The organism is Staphylococcus sp. FSL K6-3157, assembly GCF_038005145.1.
GTDB classification, from domain to species: domain Bacteria; phylum Bacillota; class Bacilli; order Staphylococcales; family Staphylococcaceae; genus Staphylococcus; species Staphylococcus equorum.
The window spans coordinates 1172402-1191770 of record NZ_JBBOSM010000001.1; the positions used below are offsets into that span (position 1 = coordinate 1172402).

14 protein-coding genes are annotated in these 19369 nt (G+C 33.1%); 10 read left to right on the forward strand and 4 right to left on the reverse strand.

Going from position 1 to position 19369, the window contains the following annotated elements:
- Window positions 1–56: 56 nt before the first annotated feature.
- From MHB47_RS05700 to ccpA, 4 genes are all read left to right on the forward strand, one after another.
- The gene (locus MHB47_RS05700) at window positions 57–551 is read left to right on the forward strand and encodes a DUF948 domain-containing protein (protein ID WP_002507318.1); all 495 of its coding nucleotides are present in this window, start codon (window positions 57–59) and stop codon (window positions 549–551) included.
- A gap of 81 nt (window positions 552–632) precedes the next feature.
- Window positions 633–2132, forward strand: coding sequence for a hypothetical protein (locus MHB47_RS05705; protein WP_340755599.1), 1500 nt, complete (start codon window positions 633–635; stop codon window positions 2130–2132).
- Between the two features lie 693 nt (window positions 2133–2825).
- On the forward strand, window positions 2826–3917 hold the full coding sequence (locus tag MHB47_RS05710; protein WP_002507320.1) for a bifunctional 3-deoxy-7-phosphoheptulonate synthase/chorismate mutase: 1092 nt from the start codon (window positions 2826–2828) through the stop codon (window positions 3915–3917).
- Between the two features lie 419 nt (window positions 3918–4336).
- Window positions 4337–5326 (forward strand): catabolite control protein A, encoded by a 990-nt coding sequence (gene ccpA / locus MHB47_RS05715; RefSeq protein ID WP_002507321.1) that lies wholly within the window; start codon window positions 4337–4339, stop codon window positions 5324–5326.
- Between the two features lie 151 nt (window positions 5327–5477).
- Here ccpA and MHB47_RS05720 read toward each other — a convergent pair whose 3' ends face one another.
- Both MHB47_RS05720 and MHB47_RS05725 read right to left on the reverse strand, forming a co-directional pair.
- Window positions 5478–6632, reverse strand: coding sequence for an acetoin utilization protein AcuC (locus MHB47_RS05720; RefSeq protein ID WP_340755602.1), 1155 nt, complete (start codon window positions 6630–6632; stop codon window positions 5478–5480).
- Window positions 6633–6645: 13 nt separating this feature from the next.
- Window positions 6646–7278, reverse strand: coding sequence for a hypothetical protein (locus MHB47_RS05725; RefSeq protein WP_002507323.1), 633 nt, complete (start codon window positions 7276–7278; stop codon window positions 6646–6648).
- A gap of 182 nt (window positions 7279–7460) precedes the next feature.
- On the opposite strand from MHB47_RS05725, the gene acsA reads away from it, so the two are divergent.
- Complete coding sequence (acsA, locus tag MHB47_RS05730) at window positions 7461–9170, forward strand: acetate--CoA ligase (protein WP_002507324.1); 1710 nt, start codon at window positions 7461–7463, stop codon at window positions 9168–9170.
- Between the two features lie 354 nt (window positions 9171–9524).
- Complete coding sequence (locus MHB47_RS05735; protein ID WP_340755605.1) at window positions 9525–11192, forward strand: formate--tetrahydrofolate ligase; 1668 nt, start codon at window positions 9525–9527, stop codon at window positions 11190–11192.
- A gap of 115 nt (window positions 11193–11307) precedes the next feature.
- Here MHB47_RS05735 and MHB47_RS05740 read toward each other — a convergent pair whose 3' ends face one another.
- Complete coding sequence (locus MHB47_RS05740) at window positions 11308–12219, reverse strand: transglycosylase domain-containing protein (protein ID WP_002507326.1); 912 nt, start codon at window positions 12217–12219, stop codon at window positions 11308–11310.
- A gap of 413 nt (window positions 12220–12632) precedes the next feature.
- On the opposite strand from MHB47_RS05740, the gene tyrS reads away from it, so the two are divergent.
- A complete protein-coding gene (gene tyrS, locus MHB47_RS05745; RefSeq protein WP_056935729.1) occupies window positions 12633–13895 on the forward strand; it encodes a tyrosine--tRNA ligase in 1263 nt (420 codons plus the stop codon).
- A gap of 350 nt (window positions 13896–14245) precedes the next feature.
- On the opposite strand, the gene MHB47_RS05750 is transcribed toward tyrS, so the two are convergent.
- Entirely contained in the window at window positions 14246–15544 is a 1299-nt protein-coding gene (locus tag MHB47_RS05750) for a S1C family serine protease (RefSeq protein WP_021339061.1), read from the reverse strand.
- Window positions 15545–15711: 167 nt separating this feature from the next.
- Here MHB47_RS05750 and MHB47_RS05755 point away from each other — a divergent pair, with 167 nt between their 5' ends.
- The 3 genes from MHB47_RS05755 to MHB47_RS05765 all read left to right on the forward strand — a co-directional run bounded on the left by MHB47_RS05755 (window position 15712) and on the right by MHB47_RS05765 (window position 19354).
- Window positions 15712–16332 (forward strand): lysophospholipid acyltransferase family protein, encoded by a 621-nt coding sequence (locus MHB47_RS05755; protein ID WP_340755607.1) that lies wholly within the window; start codon window positions 15712–15714, stop codon window positions 16330–16332.
- A 178-nt stretch (window positions 16333–16510) separates the two neighbouring features.
- A complete protein-coding gene (gene nagE, locus MHB47_RS05760; RefSeq protein WP_340755609.1) occupies window positions 16511–18010 on the forward strand; it encodes an N-acetylglucosamine-specific PTS transporter subunit IIBC in 1500 nt (499 codons plus the stop codon).
- A 222-nt stretch (window positions 18011–18232) separates the two neighbouring features.
- Window positions 18233–19354 carry an HAD family hydrolase gene (locus MHB47_RS05765; RefSeq protein ID WP_340755611.1) on the forward strand — a complete coding sequence of 374 codons (1122 nt, stop codon included), beginning with the start codon at window positions 18233–18235 and terminating at the stop codon, window positions 19352–19354.
- Window positions 19355–19369 lie beyond the last annotated feature (15 nt).

Here is a 19369-nt window from a genome sequence, read left to right on the forward strand (position 1 = left end):
AATGATTTGGGTATTTATATTAAATAACAACATATGATTAATAGGAGGCGTTTTAAATGGAATGGATTTTACCTATAGCTGGTATTATTGCGGCGATTGCTTTTCTTATTTTAGTAATTGGTATCGTTGTAATTTTACTTTCAGTTAAGAAAAACTTAGATCACGTTGCAAAAACTCTTGATGGTGTTGAAGGACAAATTCAAGGTATTACACGTGAATCTACGGACTTACTTCATAAAGCAAATCGCTTAACTGAAGATATCCAAGACAAATCAGATCGTTTGAATTCTGTAGTTGATGCAGTGAAAGGCATCGGCGAATCAGCTCAAACGTTAAATGGTTCAGTTGATCGAGTTACAAACTCAATCACGCACAATATTTCTCAAAATGAAGATAAAATTTCTCAAGTAGTTCAATGGTCAAATGTAGCAATGGAAGTTGCTGACAAATGGCAAAACAGAAGAAATCGTAGAGATAGTGCAAATTATAAAGCGAGCAGTGTAGCAGATGATTCTAATCATAGCTATACTACACGTGTAGATAATAAATAATTCGTATATTTAAACAAACAAATGCACTTAAATGAGGTATGAAACTTATTTAAGTGCATTTGTTATAGGGGGCATTCAATTATGAAGTACTATAACCGTGATAATTACGAAAGAAATGTAGAAAGCTATGAAGTACCGGAATATTTTACTAAAGGTGCCAGAAATGATTTTGTTTACGGATTTCTCATAGGCGCATTTATTGGTTCAGCTGTAGGTTTAATTTCTATAAGCAAGTCACGCACTAAAGATAAATCTCAAGTTGATTCTGAAGATGAATCACGTTTTAAATCTAGTATTATTGAGCAGTCTGAAAGTGAACAAGCTGACGCTGAACAACAAGTAGATGGTATTAAATCTACTGTTGCAGATGCGCAAAACAAAGATACTGAAGTAACAGATTCTGAACTAGCTGCTCAAAAAGTGGCAATTCAGCAAGAAACTTCAGACAACAATTTAGCAGATACGTCACCACAAGCACAAGACCTTCAAGATGATAATAATTTGGAGCAGAGTGACGATACAACAACACATATTGATCCTAATTCAGAACCGACTGAGGACGAGGTCAATGCGCAACAGAATGCTATTAAAGAAGAAGCTGCAGATAATAACTTAGCTGATTCTAGTACTACACCTTCAAATAATAAAGGTGCACAAACTGCAGCTGCAGCAACAGGTGGTGCAATAGCAGCAGGTAGTTTAGCTAAAGTTGCACACGATAAAAAGCAATCATTAAATAATGATTCACAAGTTGCAGAAAACACTGATAATCTTTTGAAATCTGAAGAAACAACGAAAGGTGATACTCAAAAAGATGCGCCTAACCTAGTAACTAAAGACTCAAAAGAAGATGAAAGCAAAAATAATAGTCATTTGAAAGCAGGCGCTTTAGCAGGTACTGTCACAGCATCTGGATTAGCGTTAGCAGCTAAAAATAAAAACAAAGCTTTAAATGACGATGATAAAGTTGCAGAAAACACAGCAAGTTTATTAAAACCAGAATCACCTAAACAAAGCATCAAAAAAGATGTGCCTAATTTAGTAACACCAAAAGTTGGTCATGCTGTAGAATCAACTGATAAAGTAGAAAACTCTGCAGACAAAAATAAAAGTAATGCGATTGTAAAACCAGAAAAAGCTGAACAACGTGTAAAACAAACACATAAATCTGTAAATTTCAAAGATGGTATTATTGTTCATAATGAAGCAGAAACTGGTCTTAGCAATCAAACTGCAAACACAGCACATCAGAGCGAAGCTACTACAAATGAAACAGATAAAACGTCAACATTTAAAGATGGTATCCTTGTGCATGATGAAGCTGAAACTGATATTAGCAATCAAAGTGCAAGCAAAGAGCAACAGAACGAAGCCACTACAAATGAAACAGATAAAACATCATCATTTAAAGATGGCATCCTTGTGCATGATGAAGTAGAAACTAATAAAACAACAAATAATAGTAAGACACAACAAAGTAAAGATGTAGATAATGAACCAACTTACTCTAAAAACAGATCGCAATTGAAAAAATCAGAAAAATCTCAAAGTAAAATAGATAAAAGAACTTTTAATGATTAATCATTACTACAAATGAAATATAATAAAAGGCATCGAACAAAAACTTGTTCGATGCCTTTTTAATTTATACTTTTTAGTAGCTAGGTTATGTAAAGTGTAATACGAATTAGAATATATTATACTCATTTTGTCTCTTGAAATAATTATTTTGCCATTTTTGAAGTATTATAATTACACAAATAACTAGGATGCATCTAGAACGTTATTTAAGTCATCTAGAATGCTTATAAATGCTTTATTGTATATATTTGATTGATTAGACGATATAGCTATATTTTGATGCCTCAACGTGCAATATGCTTAAAAATTTAAACGGACGCTTAAAATTAACGAGAACCTTTTTTTAGTGCTTTTTAAAGGAAAAAACTGTGTGACATAAATGTATTTATTTAATAGATGAATGATTAAATCATCATTTAGAAAGTACAATTCAGCATTTATATGAAAAATAAATTGAATTAAATGAAACTTAAGTTAATAAAGTATAGAAAATGAATGAATAGTGTAAAATATTACTGGTAAATGACTGAAAATTCAGTTACCATTAGGGATATTCACTTGCAGAAAGTGAAATTTTAACAATCATGACTTGAACTTATAACTAGTTATTGTTAGAATTACGTTTAACAAATATTTTATCGCTTTAAAGCAGAATAAAATATCGATTTTAAATTTTTCATAGAGGTGAATAAAATGACAGACAAATTACAAGAATTCAGAAGCGAGATTGTTGATATTAATGAAGAAATTTTAAATCTTTTATCTAAAAGAGGAAAAATAGCACAAAACATTGGTGAGGAAAAACGTAAGCAAGGTACAGCTGTGTACGATCCTCAACGTGAAAAAGAAATGATTAACAAACTATTAGATAAAAATGAAGGTCCATTTAACGATAATGTGATCAAACAATTATTCAAGGAAATTTTTAAAGCCTCTACTGATTTACAAAAATCTGAAAATGAAAAACATTTATATGTATCAAGAAAATTAAAACCAGAAGATACAATCGTTCAATTCGATAATGGAGGTATTATTGGAAGTGGTAACAAATCATTCGTATTTGGACCATGTTCAGTTGAATCTCAAGAGCAAGTTGATGCAGTTGCAGCTAATTTACAAGCTAGAGGCGAAAAATTCATTAGAGGTGGCGCTTTCAAACCACGTACATCTCCATATGATTTCCAAGGCTTAGGTGTTGAAGGTCTTAAAATTCTTAAAAATACTAAAGATAAATACGGTCTAAATGTAGTAAGTGAAATTGTAAATCCTGCAGATTTTGAAGTAGCAGATGATTATTTAGATGTATTCCAAATTGGTGCACGTAATATGCAAAACTTTGAATTATTAAAAGAAGCAGGTCGTTCAAATAAACCAGTATTATTAAAACGTGGTTTATCTGCAACAATCGAAGAATTTATCTTTGCAGCAGAATATATTGCTTCTCAAGGTAATGAAAACATTATTCTTTGTGAACGCGGAATCCGTACTTACGAAAAAGCAACAAGAAACACATTAGATATCTCTGCAGTACCTATTTTAAAACAAGGTACTCACTTACCAGTAATGGTTGACGTTACCCACAGTACAGGACGTAAAGATATCATGTTACCAACAGCTAAAGCTGGCTTAGCAGTAGGTGCAGATGGTATTATGGCTGAAGTTCATCCTGACCCATCGGTTGCATTAAGTGATAGTGGACAACAAATGGACTTCGATGAATTCGAGAATTTCTATAATGAAATTAGACCATTAGCTGATATGTACAATAACAAACAATTAAAATAAGAAATATAAAAAAGCCCCTGTTACGTTACTACTTAAGTAGTGAACTGTAATAGGGGATTTTTTTGTTTTCATATTGTTTTTAAAATGAATGAAGTATAATGTTGGCAATTTTTAAAATGCCCATACTTTGGAGTGATATGACAAATGTATAGAGTATTTAAATATAAAATAAAAAATAAATGATGAATCATCATATTACACTTGATTTTAATGAAAAACATAAAAATTTAAACGAAAAAGGTTTGTTTTCACTGGAAATAAGAAATATAATACATTTAGTAGGTTTATAATTTTATAAGATGACATAATTATGACATTCAAAACAAAACTATTTTACATTTAGTAAAAATATGGTAAACTTTGAAAATATTATGAAAACAGAGTATAATAATAAAGAAATCGCTTTCAAGGAGGAAATTATGACTGTAACTATATATGATGTAGCTAGAGAAGCAAGAGTTTCTATGGCAACTGTTTCACGTGTTGTTAATGGCAATCAAAATGTTAAACCCGAAACACGTGACAAAGTAAACGATGTTATTAATAAATTGAACTACCGTCCAAACGCAGTAGCAAGAGGATTAGCTAGTAAACGAACTACAACAGTAGGCGTTATTATTCCAGATATTTCTAATGTCTATTATTCGCAACTTGCTCGAGGGTTAGAAGATATAGCAACAATGTATAAATATCATTCAATTATTTCAAATTCTGATAATGATCCAAGTAAAGAAAAAGAAATCTTTAACAATCTTTTAAGTAAACAAGTAGATGGTATTATTTTCTTAGGTGGAACAATTTCTGAGGAAATTAAAGAATTGATTAATAAATCATCAGTACCTGTAGTAGTTTCAGGTACAAATGGTAAAGATGAAGGTATTTCATCTGTAAATATTGATTTTAAATCAGCAGCTAAACAAATCACGAACCAATTAATCGAAAACGGCGCAAAAACATTTGCTTTTGTCGGTGGCGATTATTCTAAAAAAGCACAAGAAGATGTGCTAGTAGGATTAAAAGACGTTTTAGCAGAGCATAAACTTTCATTAGATGAATCATTGATTTTTAATGGTAATGAAACATATAAAGATGGTCTACGTGCATTTGATGCATTGAAATCTGCTAAGCCAGATGCAATTCTATCAATCAGTGATGAACAAGCAATAGGTCTAGTTCATGCTGCTCAAGATGCAGGTATTAACGTTCCAGAGTCATTACAAATTGTAAGTTTTAACAATACTAGACTTGTTGAAATGGTAAGACCTCAATTATCTAGTGTAATCCAACCGTTATACGATATTGGGGCAGTGGGTATGAGACTTCTTACTAAATATATGAATGATGAAGAAATCGAAGAGCCTAATGTGATTTTACCTCATAGAGTTGAGTATAGAGGTACTACAAAATAGATTTTTTATAGATTCAACAATGTATAATTAACAATAACTTCAGTGTTAATAAATGATAATGAAATACAAAAAACGAAATTCTTATTAATTAAGAATTTCGTTTTTTATTTAAATTGAAAACTTAAATCAGTATGATAAGATGTTGATTTATTTAAAACCAACTCAGTACTTGTTTGGCATATTTTAAATTTGTTTCTGTAATTTCTTTTTGTCTAGGTATTATTTGATAGTCAGTTTTTTCATCGGTCCAAGTTTGTGGTAGTTCGCAAGGCGCGTATTGTTGCCATTTTGTTAACCATTTATCAGGCAAACGGCCAGTTTGTGGTTTTTCTCCGATTAAAGCTAAAAAAACGTGGCTCCAAGCCCGTGGGACAACTTTCCATATATTATAGCCACCGCCACCAAACATTAATACTTTACCCTTTGTGTATTTATCTGCTAAATCTTTAATGATATATGGAATTTCATAGAGTGATTCTAGAGTACAATTCAAATGCGTGAGTGGATCTAAGTAGTGAATGTCAACGCCATGTACACTCACAATAATATCTGGTTTAAATGATGCCACTATAGGTTCTATCGTTTCTTTAAATGTTTCTAAAAATGAATCATCTTCTGTATAAGGTTCAAGTGGAATATTTACTGTATAACCGAAACCTTGTTCACTACCTCGTTCCGTGTAACGTCCTGATCCAGGGAAAAGAAATTTGCCAGTTTCGTGTATCGAATAAATTAAAGCTTGATCATTTGTATAAAAACTCCATTGTGTTCCATCACCATGATGTGCATCTGTATCAATACATAGCACACGTTGGTCATGTTTTTGTATGAGATAAGCGATAGTAACTGCAACGTCATTGTAAATACAAAATCCATTCGCACGGCCTGGTAGGCTATGGTGTAAACCGCCACCTAAATGGCAGCCATTGGTGACTGTATCATCCATGATGTGATCAGCCAAATTCAATGCTCCACCCACAATACGTGCACTGTGCTTGTGCATCATTCTAAATTGCATCGTATCATCACCGTCTAATCCATACTTCTTAGCTTCATTGTCACTTAAAATACCATGTGAAGCACGTCTGATAGCTTGGATATAATCATGAGAATGAATTAATGATAATTCGGTATCATTAGCTATACGTGGTTTAATAATATGATGTGATTTTAAATAACCTAAATCTGTTAATAATTCTGTTGTTAATTTTAATCTCATTTGGTTAAATGGATGGCTATTACTAAAACGATATTGCAGTATTTCATTAGAATAGACAAAGCCCGTTGATTGTTGCGTATTACTCATATGTTTCTCCCCTTTAAAAGAAAAAGCGATTCATGAAGCGAATGTCATCAAATGCTTGTAATTGTTCTATAGAAATTCTTGAACCAATTCTTGCCATAAGACAATTAGCAGGATGACTTGTAATTTCTGGGTCATCTGTGGCAAATACTTCAAGGCCCCCATAACCCATCAGTTTTTGCATTAATTTTTTATATTCATATACATCAAGCCCAGAATTTTTCAAATCCCAATGCCAATAATATTCAGTAGTTAACACGATGTAATCTTCATATTCATCAGCAGCTAAACTGACTTTGATAAGCTCACTTCCTAAATGTAAATCGCGATAAGCTAAACTTAATTCTATAGCTCCTAATTCTATTAAGTATTCCAAATTACCACTAGACCAACGTTCTAATGGATCTGGGTAATGATAAGTGACATAACCGATAATATGCTGTGAATTGCGCAACACAAAAATTCTACCTTCTTCTAATTCACTAATTTCTTTTATTGCTTCAAATTGATCCGTAGGTGGGCGAAATGCAAAGAGCCCATCATCAAATGTCATAGATTCAAGACTACTTCTTGAAACAGGACCTTCTATCACAAATGTTCCTTCATCCAAGTGATAAGTTTGAGATTGATATGTTTTTATATGTTCCATTTTTTCACTCCAAACTACCGCATACACATACAGTAAACAATCTAATATAAGTCTATTATAAGTTAAAAAAGTTTAAAATAACACAATAATGTATTCGTTTACACACTATTATTTTGAAAATTTTGACAATATTAGTTATAATAATTTTTAAGCAAGCGATTTCATTAAGAGGGGGATTCAAAATGAAAGTAGAAGTATACAAAGGGGAAAATGGAAATTTTAACCTTAAAGACTATGAAAAAGAGTACGCTAATTTTGACTGGAAAGAAATAGAAAAAGCATTTTCATGGTCAGAAACTGGTAAGATCAATATGGCACACGAATGTATTGATCGCCATGTGGATGAAGGTAATGGTGAAAAAGTTGCGTTACATTATAAAGATGATAAACGTAAAGAAAGTTATACTTTTGAAGAAATGAAATCAAATTCTAATAAAGCGGCAAATGTATTAAAAGATAAAGCAAATATTGAAAAAGGTGATCGTGTTTTTGTATTTATGCCTAGAACGCCAGAACTTTATTTTGCTTTATTCGGTATATTAAAAATAGGTGCAATTGTAGGACCATTATTTGAAGCATTTATGGAAAAAGCTGTTGCAGATCGACTAGAAAATAGTGAAGCAAAAGTGATTGTGACAACGAATGCATTATTGCCACGTATTCCTAAAGATAAATTACCACATTTAGAAACGATTGTAGTTGTAGATGAGGAAGTAGAAAGTGAATATGTTGATTTTAATAGTGAATTAAAAAATGCTAGTGATCAATTTGAAACAGAATGGCTAAACTTAGATGATGGTTTGATATTGCATTATACTTCAGGTTCAACAGGCCAACCTAAAGGCGTGCTACATGCTCAAAAAGCTATGCTCGTTCATTACATTTCTGGTAAATATGTACTAGATTTTAAAGAAGATGATGTATATTGGTGTACTGCTGACCCTGGATGGGTAACAGGTACTTCATATGGTATTTTCAGTCCTTGGTTAAATGGTGTGACAAATTGTATTGTTGGTGGTAGATTCTCACCTGAAGCTTGGTACGGTATGATTGAAGAGTATAAAGTTACAATATGGTACACAGCGCCAACGGCATTAAGAATGTTGATGAGTGCAGGCGATGATATTATAGACAAATACGACTTATCATCACTAAAAAGTATCTTATCCGTAGGTGAACCACTTAATCCTGAAGTCATTAAATGGTCCAAAGATGTCTTTGGCAAACGGGTCTTAGATACATGGTGGATGACTGAAACAGGGGGCCATATGATTGTTAACTATCCATCCATGGATGTTAAATTAGGCTCTATGGGTAAACCTTTACCAGGCATAGAAGCATCTATTGTTGATGATCAAGGTAACGAGTTGCCACCGAATCGAATGGGTAACCTCGCAATTAAAAAGGGATGGCCATCTATGATGGTTTCCATTTGGAAAAATCCTGAAAAATATGACTCATACTTCATTGGTGATTGGTATGTTTCTGGAGACTCTGCTTATAAAGATGAAGATGGTTATTATTGGTTCCAAGGTCGTGTAGATGACGTTATTATGACTGCAGGCGAACGTGTCGGCCCATTTGAAGTCGAATCAAAATTAGTGGAACATGAATCGGTTGCAGAAGCAGGTGTGATTGGTAAACCAGATCCAGTAAGAGGAGAGATTATTAAAGCGTTCGTTGCTTTACGACCTGAGTATGAAGCATCAGATGAACTAAAAGAAGAAATTCGTGTATTTGTCAAAGAAGGTTTAGCCGCACACGCTGCACCACGCGAAATAGAATTTAAAGAAAAACTTCCTAAAACACGTTCTGGTAAAATTATGCGTCGTGTCCTTAAAGCTTGGGAACTTGATTTACCTGAAGGCGATTTAAGTACAATGGAAGACTAATTAAACAAAATAGTAGTTTAATCAGAAATAGCTAACCTGTATTTCCAATTTAAAATAAAGCAAGTGATTTCCAGACTTCCTTTATATCATCAACTTTAAGTATGTGTTTTATTCGACACACTAGAGATTATGATGGTATCTAGGGAGTTTTTTGGTGTAAAATAACATTTTTAGAGTAACATAGGACACATAAAGTGAAAATATTCATTAATTATTTTGAAAGCGCTGTCTCTATTAATCGACAACACAACATAAGTTAGTTAATATTAATATGTAAGGATTTATTTTTATCAGTAGCATATATGGGAAATATATTTATTGATTTAAAATTTATTTAAGAAGGGGCGAACGAATTTGGCACACTTATCTGATTTAGATATTGCAAATCAATCAACATTAAAACCGATTGGAGATATTGCTGAACAGGCGGGTATCCCTGCAGATGCATTAGAACCATACGGGCACTATAAAGCTAAGATTGATATTAATCAAGTTCAACAAAAAAATGGTAAGGGTAAAGTAGTATTAGTTACTGCGATGAGTCCAACGCCAGCAGGTGAAGGTAAATCAACAGTTACAGTTGGATTAGCAGACGCATTCAACGAACTTAAGAAAAGCGTCATGGTAGCGTTACGTGAACCGGCTTTAGGTCCTATTTTCGGAATAAAAGGTGGTGCAACTGGTGGTGGCTATGCACAAGTATTACCAATGGAAGATATAAATCTACACTTCAATGGCGACTTCCACGCAATCACTACTGCAAATAATGCACTGTCAGCATTTATTGATAACCACATGCATCAAGGTAATGAATTAGAAATCGATCAAAGACGTATTGAATGGAAACGTGTTTTAGACATGAATGACCGTGCATTACGTAATGTAAATGTAGGTTTAGGTGGACCAACGCAAGGGGTCCCAAGAGAAGATGGGTTTAATATTACTGTTGCTTCCGAAATAATGGCAATTCTTTGTTTATCTAATGACCTTAATGATTTAAAAGCAAAAATCAGTAGAATTACTATAGGTTATACTAGATCACGTAAACCTGTTACTGTAGCTGACTTAAAAGTAGAAGGCGCATTAGCGATGATTCTTAAAGATGCAATTAAACCAAACCTAGTACAAACAATTGAAGGCACACCAGCTCTTGTACATGGTGGGCCATTTGCTAATATTGCACATGGTTGTAATTCAATTTTAGCGACAGAAACTGCGAGAGATTTAGCAGATGTCGTTGTAACTGAAGCAGGCTTTGGCTCAGATTTAGGCGCTGAAAAATTCATCGATATTAAAGCACGTGAAGCAGGATTTGAACCTTCAGCAGTTGTAGTAGTTGCGACAGTTCGTGCGCTTAAAATGCATGGCGGTGTAGCTAAAGATAACTTAAAAGAAGAAAATGTTGAAGCGGTTAAAAAAGGTATCGTGAACTTAGAACGCCACGTTAAAAATGTTAAAAAATATGGTTTAGAACCTGTAGTTGCATTGAATGCGTTCGTATATGATACTGAAGAAGAAACAAAATATGTACAACAATGGGCAAAAGAGAATGGTGTGAGACTTGCTTTAACTGAAGTATGGGAAAAAGGTGGCAAAGGTGGCGTCGATCTAGCGAATGAAGTGCTAGAAGTACTTGATGAACCACAAGATTTCAAACATTTATATGAATTAGATTTACCACTTGAAGAAAAAATCGAAACAATTGTTAAAGAAATTTATGGTGGTTCAAAAGTCACATTTAGTAGTAAAGCACAGAAACAGCTTAAACAGTTTAAAGAAAATGGCTGGGATAACTATCCAGTATGTATGGCTAAAACACAGTATTCATTCTCGGATGATGCAACACAATTAGGCGCACCTGAAGGTTTTGAAATCACTATTCGTGAATTAGAAGCTAAAACAGGCGCAGGATTTATAGTTGCATTGACTGGAGCAATCATGACTATGCCTGGTCTCCCTAAAAAACCAGCAGCATTAAACATGGATGTTACTGATGATGGACATGCAATTGGTCTATTCTAAATTTTAACTATTATATGATACAAACATATTAAAAATAGCTGTGAAGAAATCTATCGTTATAGATTTCCTTTACAGCTATTTTTTAATTGCCTAAGTAGTTTATGAACTAGCCATTTTATTTTGTCATTAAATGTTGTTTGATATCGTATTTTTCAGCCTTTTTAAAATCATAAGCAGTAATTTCACCTTCAACCAACATCCGTTTGAGCACATAGTGTTGTCGATCCAAACCAATCTGTATCTGAGCGTCAGATTTGAGTGAACCATCCGTGTCATAAGGGGTATAATAATAAGGGCTTTGTAAAAGTCCAATCAGATAGGCTGATTCAGCAATATTTAAGTTTGTAGCGGCTTTTCCAAATAAACTATAAGATGCTGAAGCGATACCTGTGATATCAGAACCATTATAATCACGTCCAAAAGGCACGATATTCAAATAAGTATAGATAATTTCATCTTTGGTTAAAATCTTTTCAGTTCGCATAGATAAGATAAGTTCATTAGCTTTGCGATTATATGTTTTTTCATTTGTCAGTAGTTGATTTTTTACGAGTTGCTGGGTGATGGTACTACCTCCAGTTGCAGCTTCTGTATTAAATATATCTTGCCCAACTGCTCGAATGATAGCTTTTGGTAAAATACCATTATGATAGAAAAATAAGCTGTCTTCTGAAGAAGTCAATGCCTTTATCACGTTGCTATTTACATGTTTAGGTCCTACGATGAGTGAATTTGTCGATTTATTGTATTCTGCTAAAATATGCTTATTGTTATAATTTATATCTTGGTTACCAGCAATGTTCAGCAATTTTGTACGTAATTCATTATCTGACATGTTTACAGATTCATCAGTTAAACTTTGGAAGTAAAATACTGATATGGCCAATAAAATGATAAAGGTACATGCGAAAATTGCAAACAAGCCAATGAAAAGATGCTTTAATTTTTTATAGATAATTTCAAATTTAGAGAATTTAGAGTTATGTAAATGATTGTGAACATTATTTTCATGTGTTTGATTTTCCATGTTTGACCTCCTTACGTATGCAATATTATAACATAATAAATGATGTTGACTTTTAAAATAGAGTTACTTATAATTAATATCAATTCGATATCGTTTTTGGATAAAGGAGAAGTAACATATGGTGTCATCTTCAGAGAGTTAGTGGTTGCTGTGAACTAACGATGATTAATATGTGAATACACCTTAATGATTTCAATCATCCAAACGTTTAAGTTAATGAACGTATCATTAATAAAGTTGTTTGACTTAGAGTATGGTGGTACCGTGCGCATGCGCCCTTACATTAATTTGTAGGGGCGTTTTTTTATTTTTTAAGTGTTATTCGGTCGTACTTGCTAAAAGTGAATTAAACTTTGGACGGTATTTAAAATCTATTCAAAACAATATCTTAATAAATATAGGAGGTAAATACAATGACAAATGCATTATTAGAAGATTTAAAATGGAGAGGCTTAATTTATCAACAAACAGACGAATCTGGTATAGAGAATGTATTAAATAAAGAACAAGTTACATTATACTGTGGTGCCGATCCAACTGCAGATAGTTTACACATCGGTCATTTATTACCATTTTTAACTTTACGTAGATTCCAAGAACATGGGCATCGTCCACTTGTATTAATAGGTGGGGGAACAGGAATGATTGGTGATCCATCAGGTAAATCTGAAGAACGTGTCTTACAAACAGAAGAACAAGTTGAATTAAACGTACAAGGTATCAGTGAACAAATGCATAAAATTTTTGAATTTGGTACTGATAAAGGTGCTAAACTTGTTAATAATAAAGATTGGTTAAGCCAAATTTCATTGATTGATTTCTTAAGAGATTACGGTAAACATGTCGGTGTAAATTACATGTTGGGTAAAGACTCAATTCAAAGTCGCTTAGAATACGGTATTTCGTTCACTGAGTTCACATATACAATACTCCAAGCAATTGATTTTGGTCATTTAAACAACACTTACAATTGTAAAGTACAAGTTGGTGGTTCTGATCAATGGGGCAATATCACAAGTGGAATTGAATTAATGCGTCGTATGTACGGTCAAACAGAAGCATACGGACTGACGATTCCTTTAGTCGTTAAATCAGATGGTAAAAAATTCGGTAAATCAGAAGGTGGCGCAGTTTGGTTAGACGCTACAAAAACGAGTCCATACGAATTTTACCAATTTTGGATTAACACTACAGACGATGATGTAATCAAATTCTTGAAATATTTTACATTCTTAGAAAAAGAAGAAATTGAAGCATTAGAAAAATCGTTAAATGAAGCACCGCATTTACGTGAAGCACAAAAAGCTTTAGCTGAAAATGTCACACGTTTCATCCATGGTCAAGCTGCATTAGATGATGCAATTCGTATCTCAAAAGCATTATTTGCAGGTGACTTACAATCATTGTCAGCTTCAGAATTAAAAGCAGGATTCAAGGATGTGCCACAAGTTGAATTGAGTAAAGAAACTACAAATATTGTTGAAGCGATTGTTGAAACTGGTATTTCATCGTCTAAGCGTCAAGCACGTGAAGATGTGAATAATGGTGCAATTTATATCAATGGTATAAGACAACAAGATGTGAATTATGAATTAAACGATGACGATATAATCGAGAATGAATTTACTATTATTCGTCGTGGTAAGAAAAAATATTTCATGGTTAATTATAAATAATATTTGAAGATAGATAGATGAATAACGCGATATATAAATTATCGTCAAAACAGCCGACAAAGCCTTATGATTTTGTTGGCTGTTTTTGTGTAAGTTTTTCTTGGAATAGACTCATCTTGGATGCCTCTGCGAGTGTATTTCTGTAGTAGTAGGCCTAAAGCATTGTCAATTTTTAAAATGAAAATTGTCATTTTGTGTACTTTATGTAGTATTGAACTAAACATACTTTATACTGAAACAAATATTATTAGAGAACTAGATAAGGATAATTTATAAAATATAAAAAACCAATCAAGTAAACTAATCTTACTTGATTGGTTCAAAATAACTATTAAGTTTAAGTTATTGTTTTAATTAAATGGTGCAGGACTTTCATTTTCTTTTTCAGATGACTCTGAAGATGTTGATTTTTGTTCTTTTAATGGTACTTCCACTGTTTGCTCCTTACCATTTCTTTCAATAGTCATTTCTACTGAATCGCCAGGTTTTTTATTTTCATATAAATAAGAGCGTAAGTCAGCATCTTCTTTGACTTTTTTATCGTCTATCGCAGTGATGATATCACCTTCTTTAAGCTCGTTATCAGCATGAACTTTGGCAATATAGACACCATCATTGCGTTTTGTATTCAGTTCTTCTTTATATTGTTCTGGTATCTCACTTACATTAAGTAAACTAATACCAATGGAAGGGCGCTCAATCTCGCCATTTTCTACAAGTTCTTTAATGGTAACTTTAACTTCATTACTTGGGATTGCAAAGCCAATACCTTCAACTTGTTCACTTGCAATCTTCATTGAGTTAATACCTACGAGATTACCATTAATATCTACGAGTGCACCACCGGAATTACCAGGATTGATTGCCGCATCTGTTTGCAATACATTTACTTTATTTGTACCAGCAGATGTTTTCGTATCAATTGTACGTTCGCTAGCAGAAATAATGCCTGAAGTCACTGAGTTAGCAAATTCTAGACCTAGGGGATTACCCATTGCAAAAACACTGTCTCCTGTATTTACTTTTGAAGAGTTGGCAAAGTCAATTGCTTTAGTGCCTTTCGTATCATTGATTTTTAGTACTGCTATATCAGTTAAGGCATCTTTGCCTACTAATTTCGCATCGACTTGTTTAGAATTGTGCAATTGTACCTTGATTTCATTCGCACCATCGATAACGTGATTATTCGTTACGATATATGCAGAACCATTATTTTTTTGATAAATGACACCTGATCCAACACCAGCTTCTTCTGATTTAGAAGAATCACCTTTTAGCAAACTATCTAAATTTTGAGCTTTTTGCATATTAATAACACCTACAATAGCAGGGGAGACATCGTTAATCATTTGGTTCACAGAATCATATTTTTCACTTTTTCCATCGAGTGTATTGCCCCCATTACTACTATTAGAAGCTTCTTGAACGGAAGAACCGTTATCATTTAAGCCTGTGCTTTCCATGATTTTCCCAATACCTAATACCAAAAGTGCGCCTATAATACCGGCAACTAAGGCCACAATTATCGTTTTAAACCATGGGAATTTGGTTTTGTTTTTTGACCTTTTATTGTGAGCTTGTTCCGGTTGTTGCGGCTGCCGAGGGTTTTGTGTTTCATTAGAGTTATGATCGTTATTAAAATCTGACATACTTTACCTCCGATTTATTCTATATAACCTATTATGATAGGTTTATACAACTTTTTCTAGTATAGCACTATACAACTTTAGACTGAAATATAAATATTCTTGTTCATAAGGTGACTAAATGATAGAATCAATAGGTAAATATAAAGGAAAATGAAGTAGGTGGAGAAATGTATAAATTCATTAGCGGTTTGTTAGATTTAATTATTATGAAAATATGTAAATCACTAGAGGTGCAAGGTAAAGAAAATATACCTCAACTTCACAGATATGTAGTGACTTGTACTCACGAAAGCTATAATGAAGTAATCATGTTAGGGACAGCAATATACCCAAATCAAATTCATTACATGGCTAAAAAAGAGTTATTCAACAATAAATGGTTTGGTAAGTTTTTAAGTTCTTTAAATGCTTTTCCTGTAGATAGAGAAAATCCAGGGCCAAGTACATTGAAAAAACCGGTTAAATTATTAAAAGAAAATAAAACGGTAGGGATATTCCCAACTGGTCATCGCATGAAGTATGATGAGGGATCACCTATGAAACGTGGCGCAGTAACTATTGCTTTGATGGCCCAAGCTCCTATTTTACCAGCTGCATATGTAGGACCTAAAGAAATTAAAGGACTTGTTACGGGTAAAGCGATTGTTAAATTTGGTGAACCTATCGAAACGAAGCATTTACCAAAAAACATGAAGCGCAATGAAAAATTAGAATACTTAACAAAAGAATTAGAAAGCAGAACGACACGATTACAAAATGAATTAAATGATTATGTGAATCATAAATAGTAAGTTTCAATATTTTTTAAATAGTTAGACATTTTAATTTATATACGAATTTTTTTAAACTTGTGTTATTATGTAACTGTACAATGACAGCAAGTAAAACGTTTACAAACACCACGTGGACATATTGTGCATGTGGTGTTTGTTTGTGTAAATATCTATTTTGAAATGGGGAATTGTTATGTTTAGTTTCTTTCAACGTCTTGGTAGATCTCTTATGCTTCCTGTTGCAGTGTTACCAGCAGCCGCAATTATTACGGGTATCGGTAACGCATTAACAGCAATGGGAGTCTTACCAACGGTAGCAGCGTTTTTCTCTTCTGCCGGTTCGACGATTCTTGAACAACTAGGTATTCTTTTTGCAATTGGGGTAGCATTAGGAATGGCTAAGAAAAATGATGGCGCAGTAGCACTCGCGGCTGCAGTAGGTTTCTTTTTAACTACAGTTGTTTTAAGTCCAGCAAAATTAGCACCATTATTAGGTGTTAAAGAAACAGGCGTAAACGAAGCTTTTGAACAAATGAATAATTCTAACGTGTTTATTGGTTTATTGATTGGTTTAATCGCAGCGTATACTTACAACAAATTTAGTAAAACTGAATTACCTACAGCGTTATCATTCTTTAGTGGTAAACGTTTAGTACCAATTTTAACAGCATTCTTTAGTATTATATTGGCCGTATTGATGTTATTTGTTTGGCCATTTATTTATTCAGCAATTGTAATATTTGGGACATGGATTTTAGATTTAGGTCCAGGAGGTGCTTTCTTATATGGTTTCTTTAACAGATTATTGATACCGACTGGATTGCATCACGCGTTAAACTCAGTGTTTTGGTTTGATTTAGCAGGTATTAATGACATTGCTAAATTCCAAACTGGTGATGGTGCAGTACATGGTATTACAGGACGTTATATGGCTGGCTTCTTCCCAGTAATGATGTTTGGTATCCCGGCTGCAGCATTAGCGATGTACCATACAGCAGAATCTAAACAGAAAAAACGTGTTTATGGTTTAATGTTTGGTGGCGCAGTTTCAGCATTCTTTGTTGGGGTTACTGAGCCAATTGAATTCTCATTCATGTTTGTGGCACCAGTGTTATTTGTGATACATGCATTTTTAACTGGTTTATCCATGTTTATAGCAGCATTGTTCGAGTGGACAGCAGGCTTCTCATTTAGTGCTGGTTTAATAGATTATGTATTATCATTAATTAATCCTGTATCAAGTCAACCATACATGTTGTTAGTACAAGGACTTGTATTCTTTGTTATATATTACTTTGTATTTAGATTTGCTATTAAAGTATTGAAATTAAATACACCTGGTCGTGGGGATAACTTACTAGCAGATCCAACTTCTGATGAAGCGTCAACGGGAGATGCTGCAGATTCAGAAGGAGCAACTACAGCGACAACTAATAAATATACAAATACAGCAAGCCAAATTTTAGATGGATTAGGTGGCAAAGAGAATATTTCATCATTAACAAACTGTGCTACTAGATTACGCATGGAATTACATGATAATACCATTATTGATGAAGCTAAGATTAAGGGGGCAGGAGCTGTCGGTGTGACAAAGAGTGGTAAACATAATGCCCAAGTTATTATCGGCACTCAAGTTCAGCAAGTAGCTGATGAAATTGAAGTACAAATGGAATCAGAGCAGCAAAAATAATGGAGACGTAATAATAACTAAATAAGTTTATTTTAGGATACGCCTAATCATAGTTATCACTGAAAAGTGGAACTTTGTAAGGCGTATTTTTTATCTTAAAAAAATTAAATATTTAACGATATGATTTGTTTGATAAAATGACTAAAATACATTGCTCTTTTCATGGGTAAATAGTACGATGAACTAGTATCAGAATTTTCTGATTTAAGGAGAGTAGATGACATGAAGTCGGTATTATTTGATGTTGATGGTGTTTTTTTAAGTGAAGAAAGGTGTTTTGATGTATCTGCATTAACGGTTTACGAAATGCTTATGAGTAAAGATTATATGGGCTTAGATCCATCTATACAATTTGATGATTTAAGTGATCAACAAATTACTGTAATAAGAGAAATCGTATTCTACCATGATGAAATTTTAACTAAGTTAAAGTCACTTGGATTAAATTCAAATTGGGATATGTTATTTGTAGTTGTAGCCATTCACTTTATTGAAATATGTAAAACATTACCCCAAGAAAAATTAGTGGAAGTTTTAAATCCAGAAAGCTTTAATCAAGAAACATTGCAACAAATTGGTGGAAATATTTTTGATATAGAATTGAACTTTGAGTCACCATTATCGTTTTTAGATGGTATAAGTTCAGGAAAAGATAATATTTATCAAACACTTGTTACGCATGCTGGTGATCAGTTAAATACAAAGCAAACAGCATTATTTGAACTGAAAAGTCCGTTTTGGACGCTAGCTCAAGAGGTTTACCAAGAGTGGTACTTAGGTTCTAAGTTATTTAACGAAGTAGAACAAAAGCCTAACCGTACAGAATTTAAAGAAGGTTACATATATAACGAAGTTGTGTTAAGACCTGTAACTGAAATTAAACAGTTATTAACAGATTTGAAAGCTGCTGGCTATCATATAGCCATTGCAACTGGTAGACCTAGAACAGAAACATTAGTGCCATTTGAAGCAATTGGTATCAAAGATTTATTTGATGATTTACATATTGTTACTGCAAGTGAGGTATTAATCGCTGAGGAACAATATCCTAAGTTAAAACCATTAGGTAAGCCTAATCCGTTTAGCTATTTAGCAACATTAGAAGGTAATCATTTAAATAATTATGAAAAATATGCTACAAATCAAGAAAATCGTGTTAATAAAGATGATGTTTTTGTGGTAGGAGATTCATTGGCAGATCTGTTAAGTTCTAAAAAAATAGGGGCGACTTTCATTGGTCCATTGACAGGTTTGAAAGGACAGAATGCACGTGAAGAATTAGAGTCTTATGATGCTGAATATATCGTAGACCATGTAGGAGATATTAGAGAAATATTATTGTAATTAAAAGATACTACG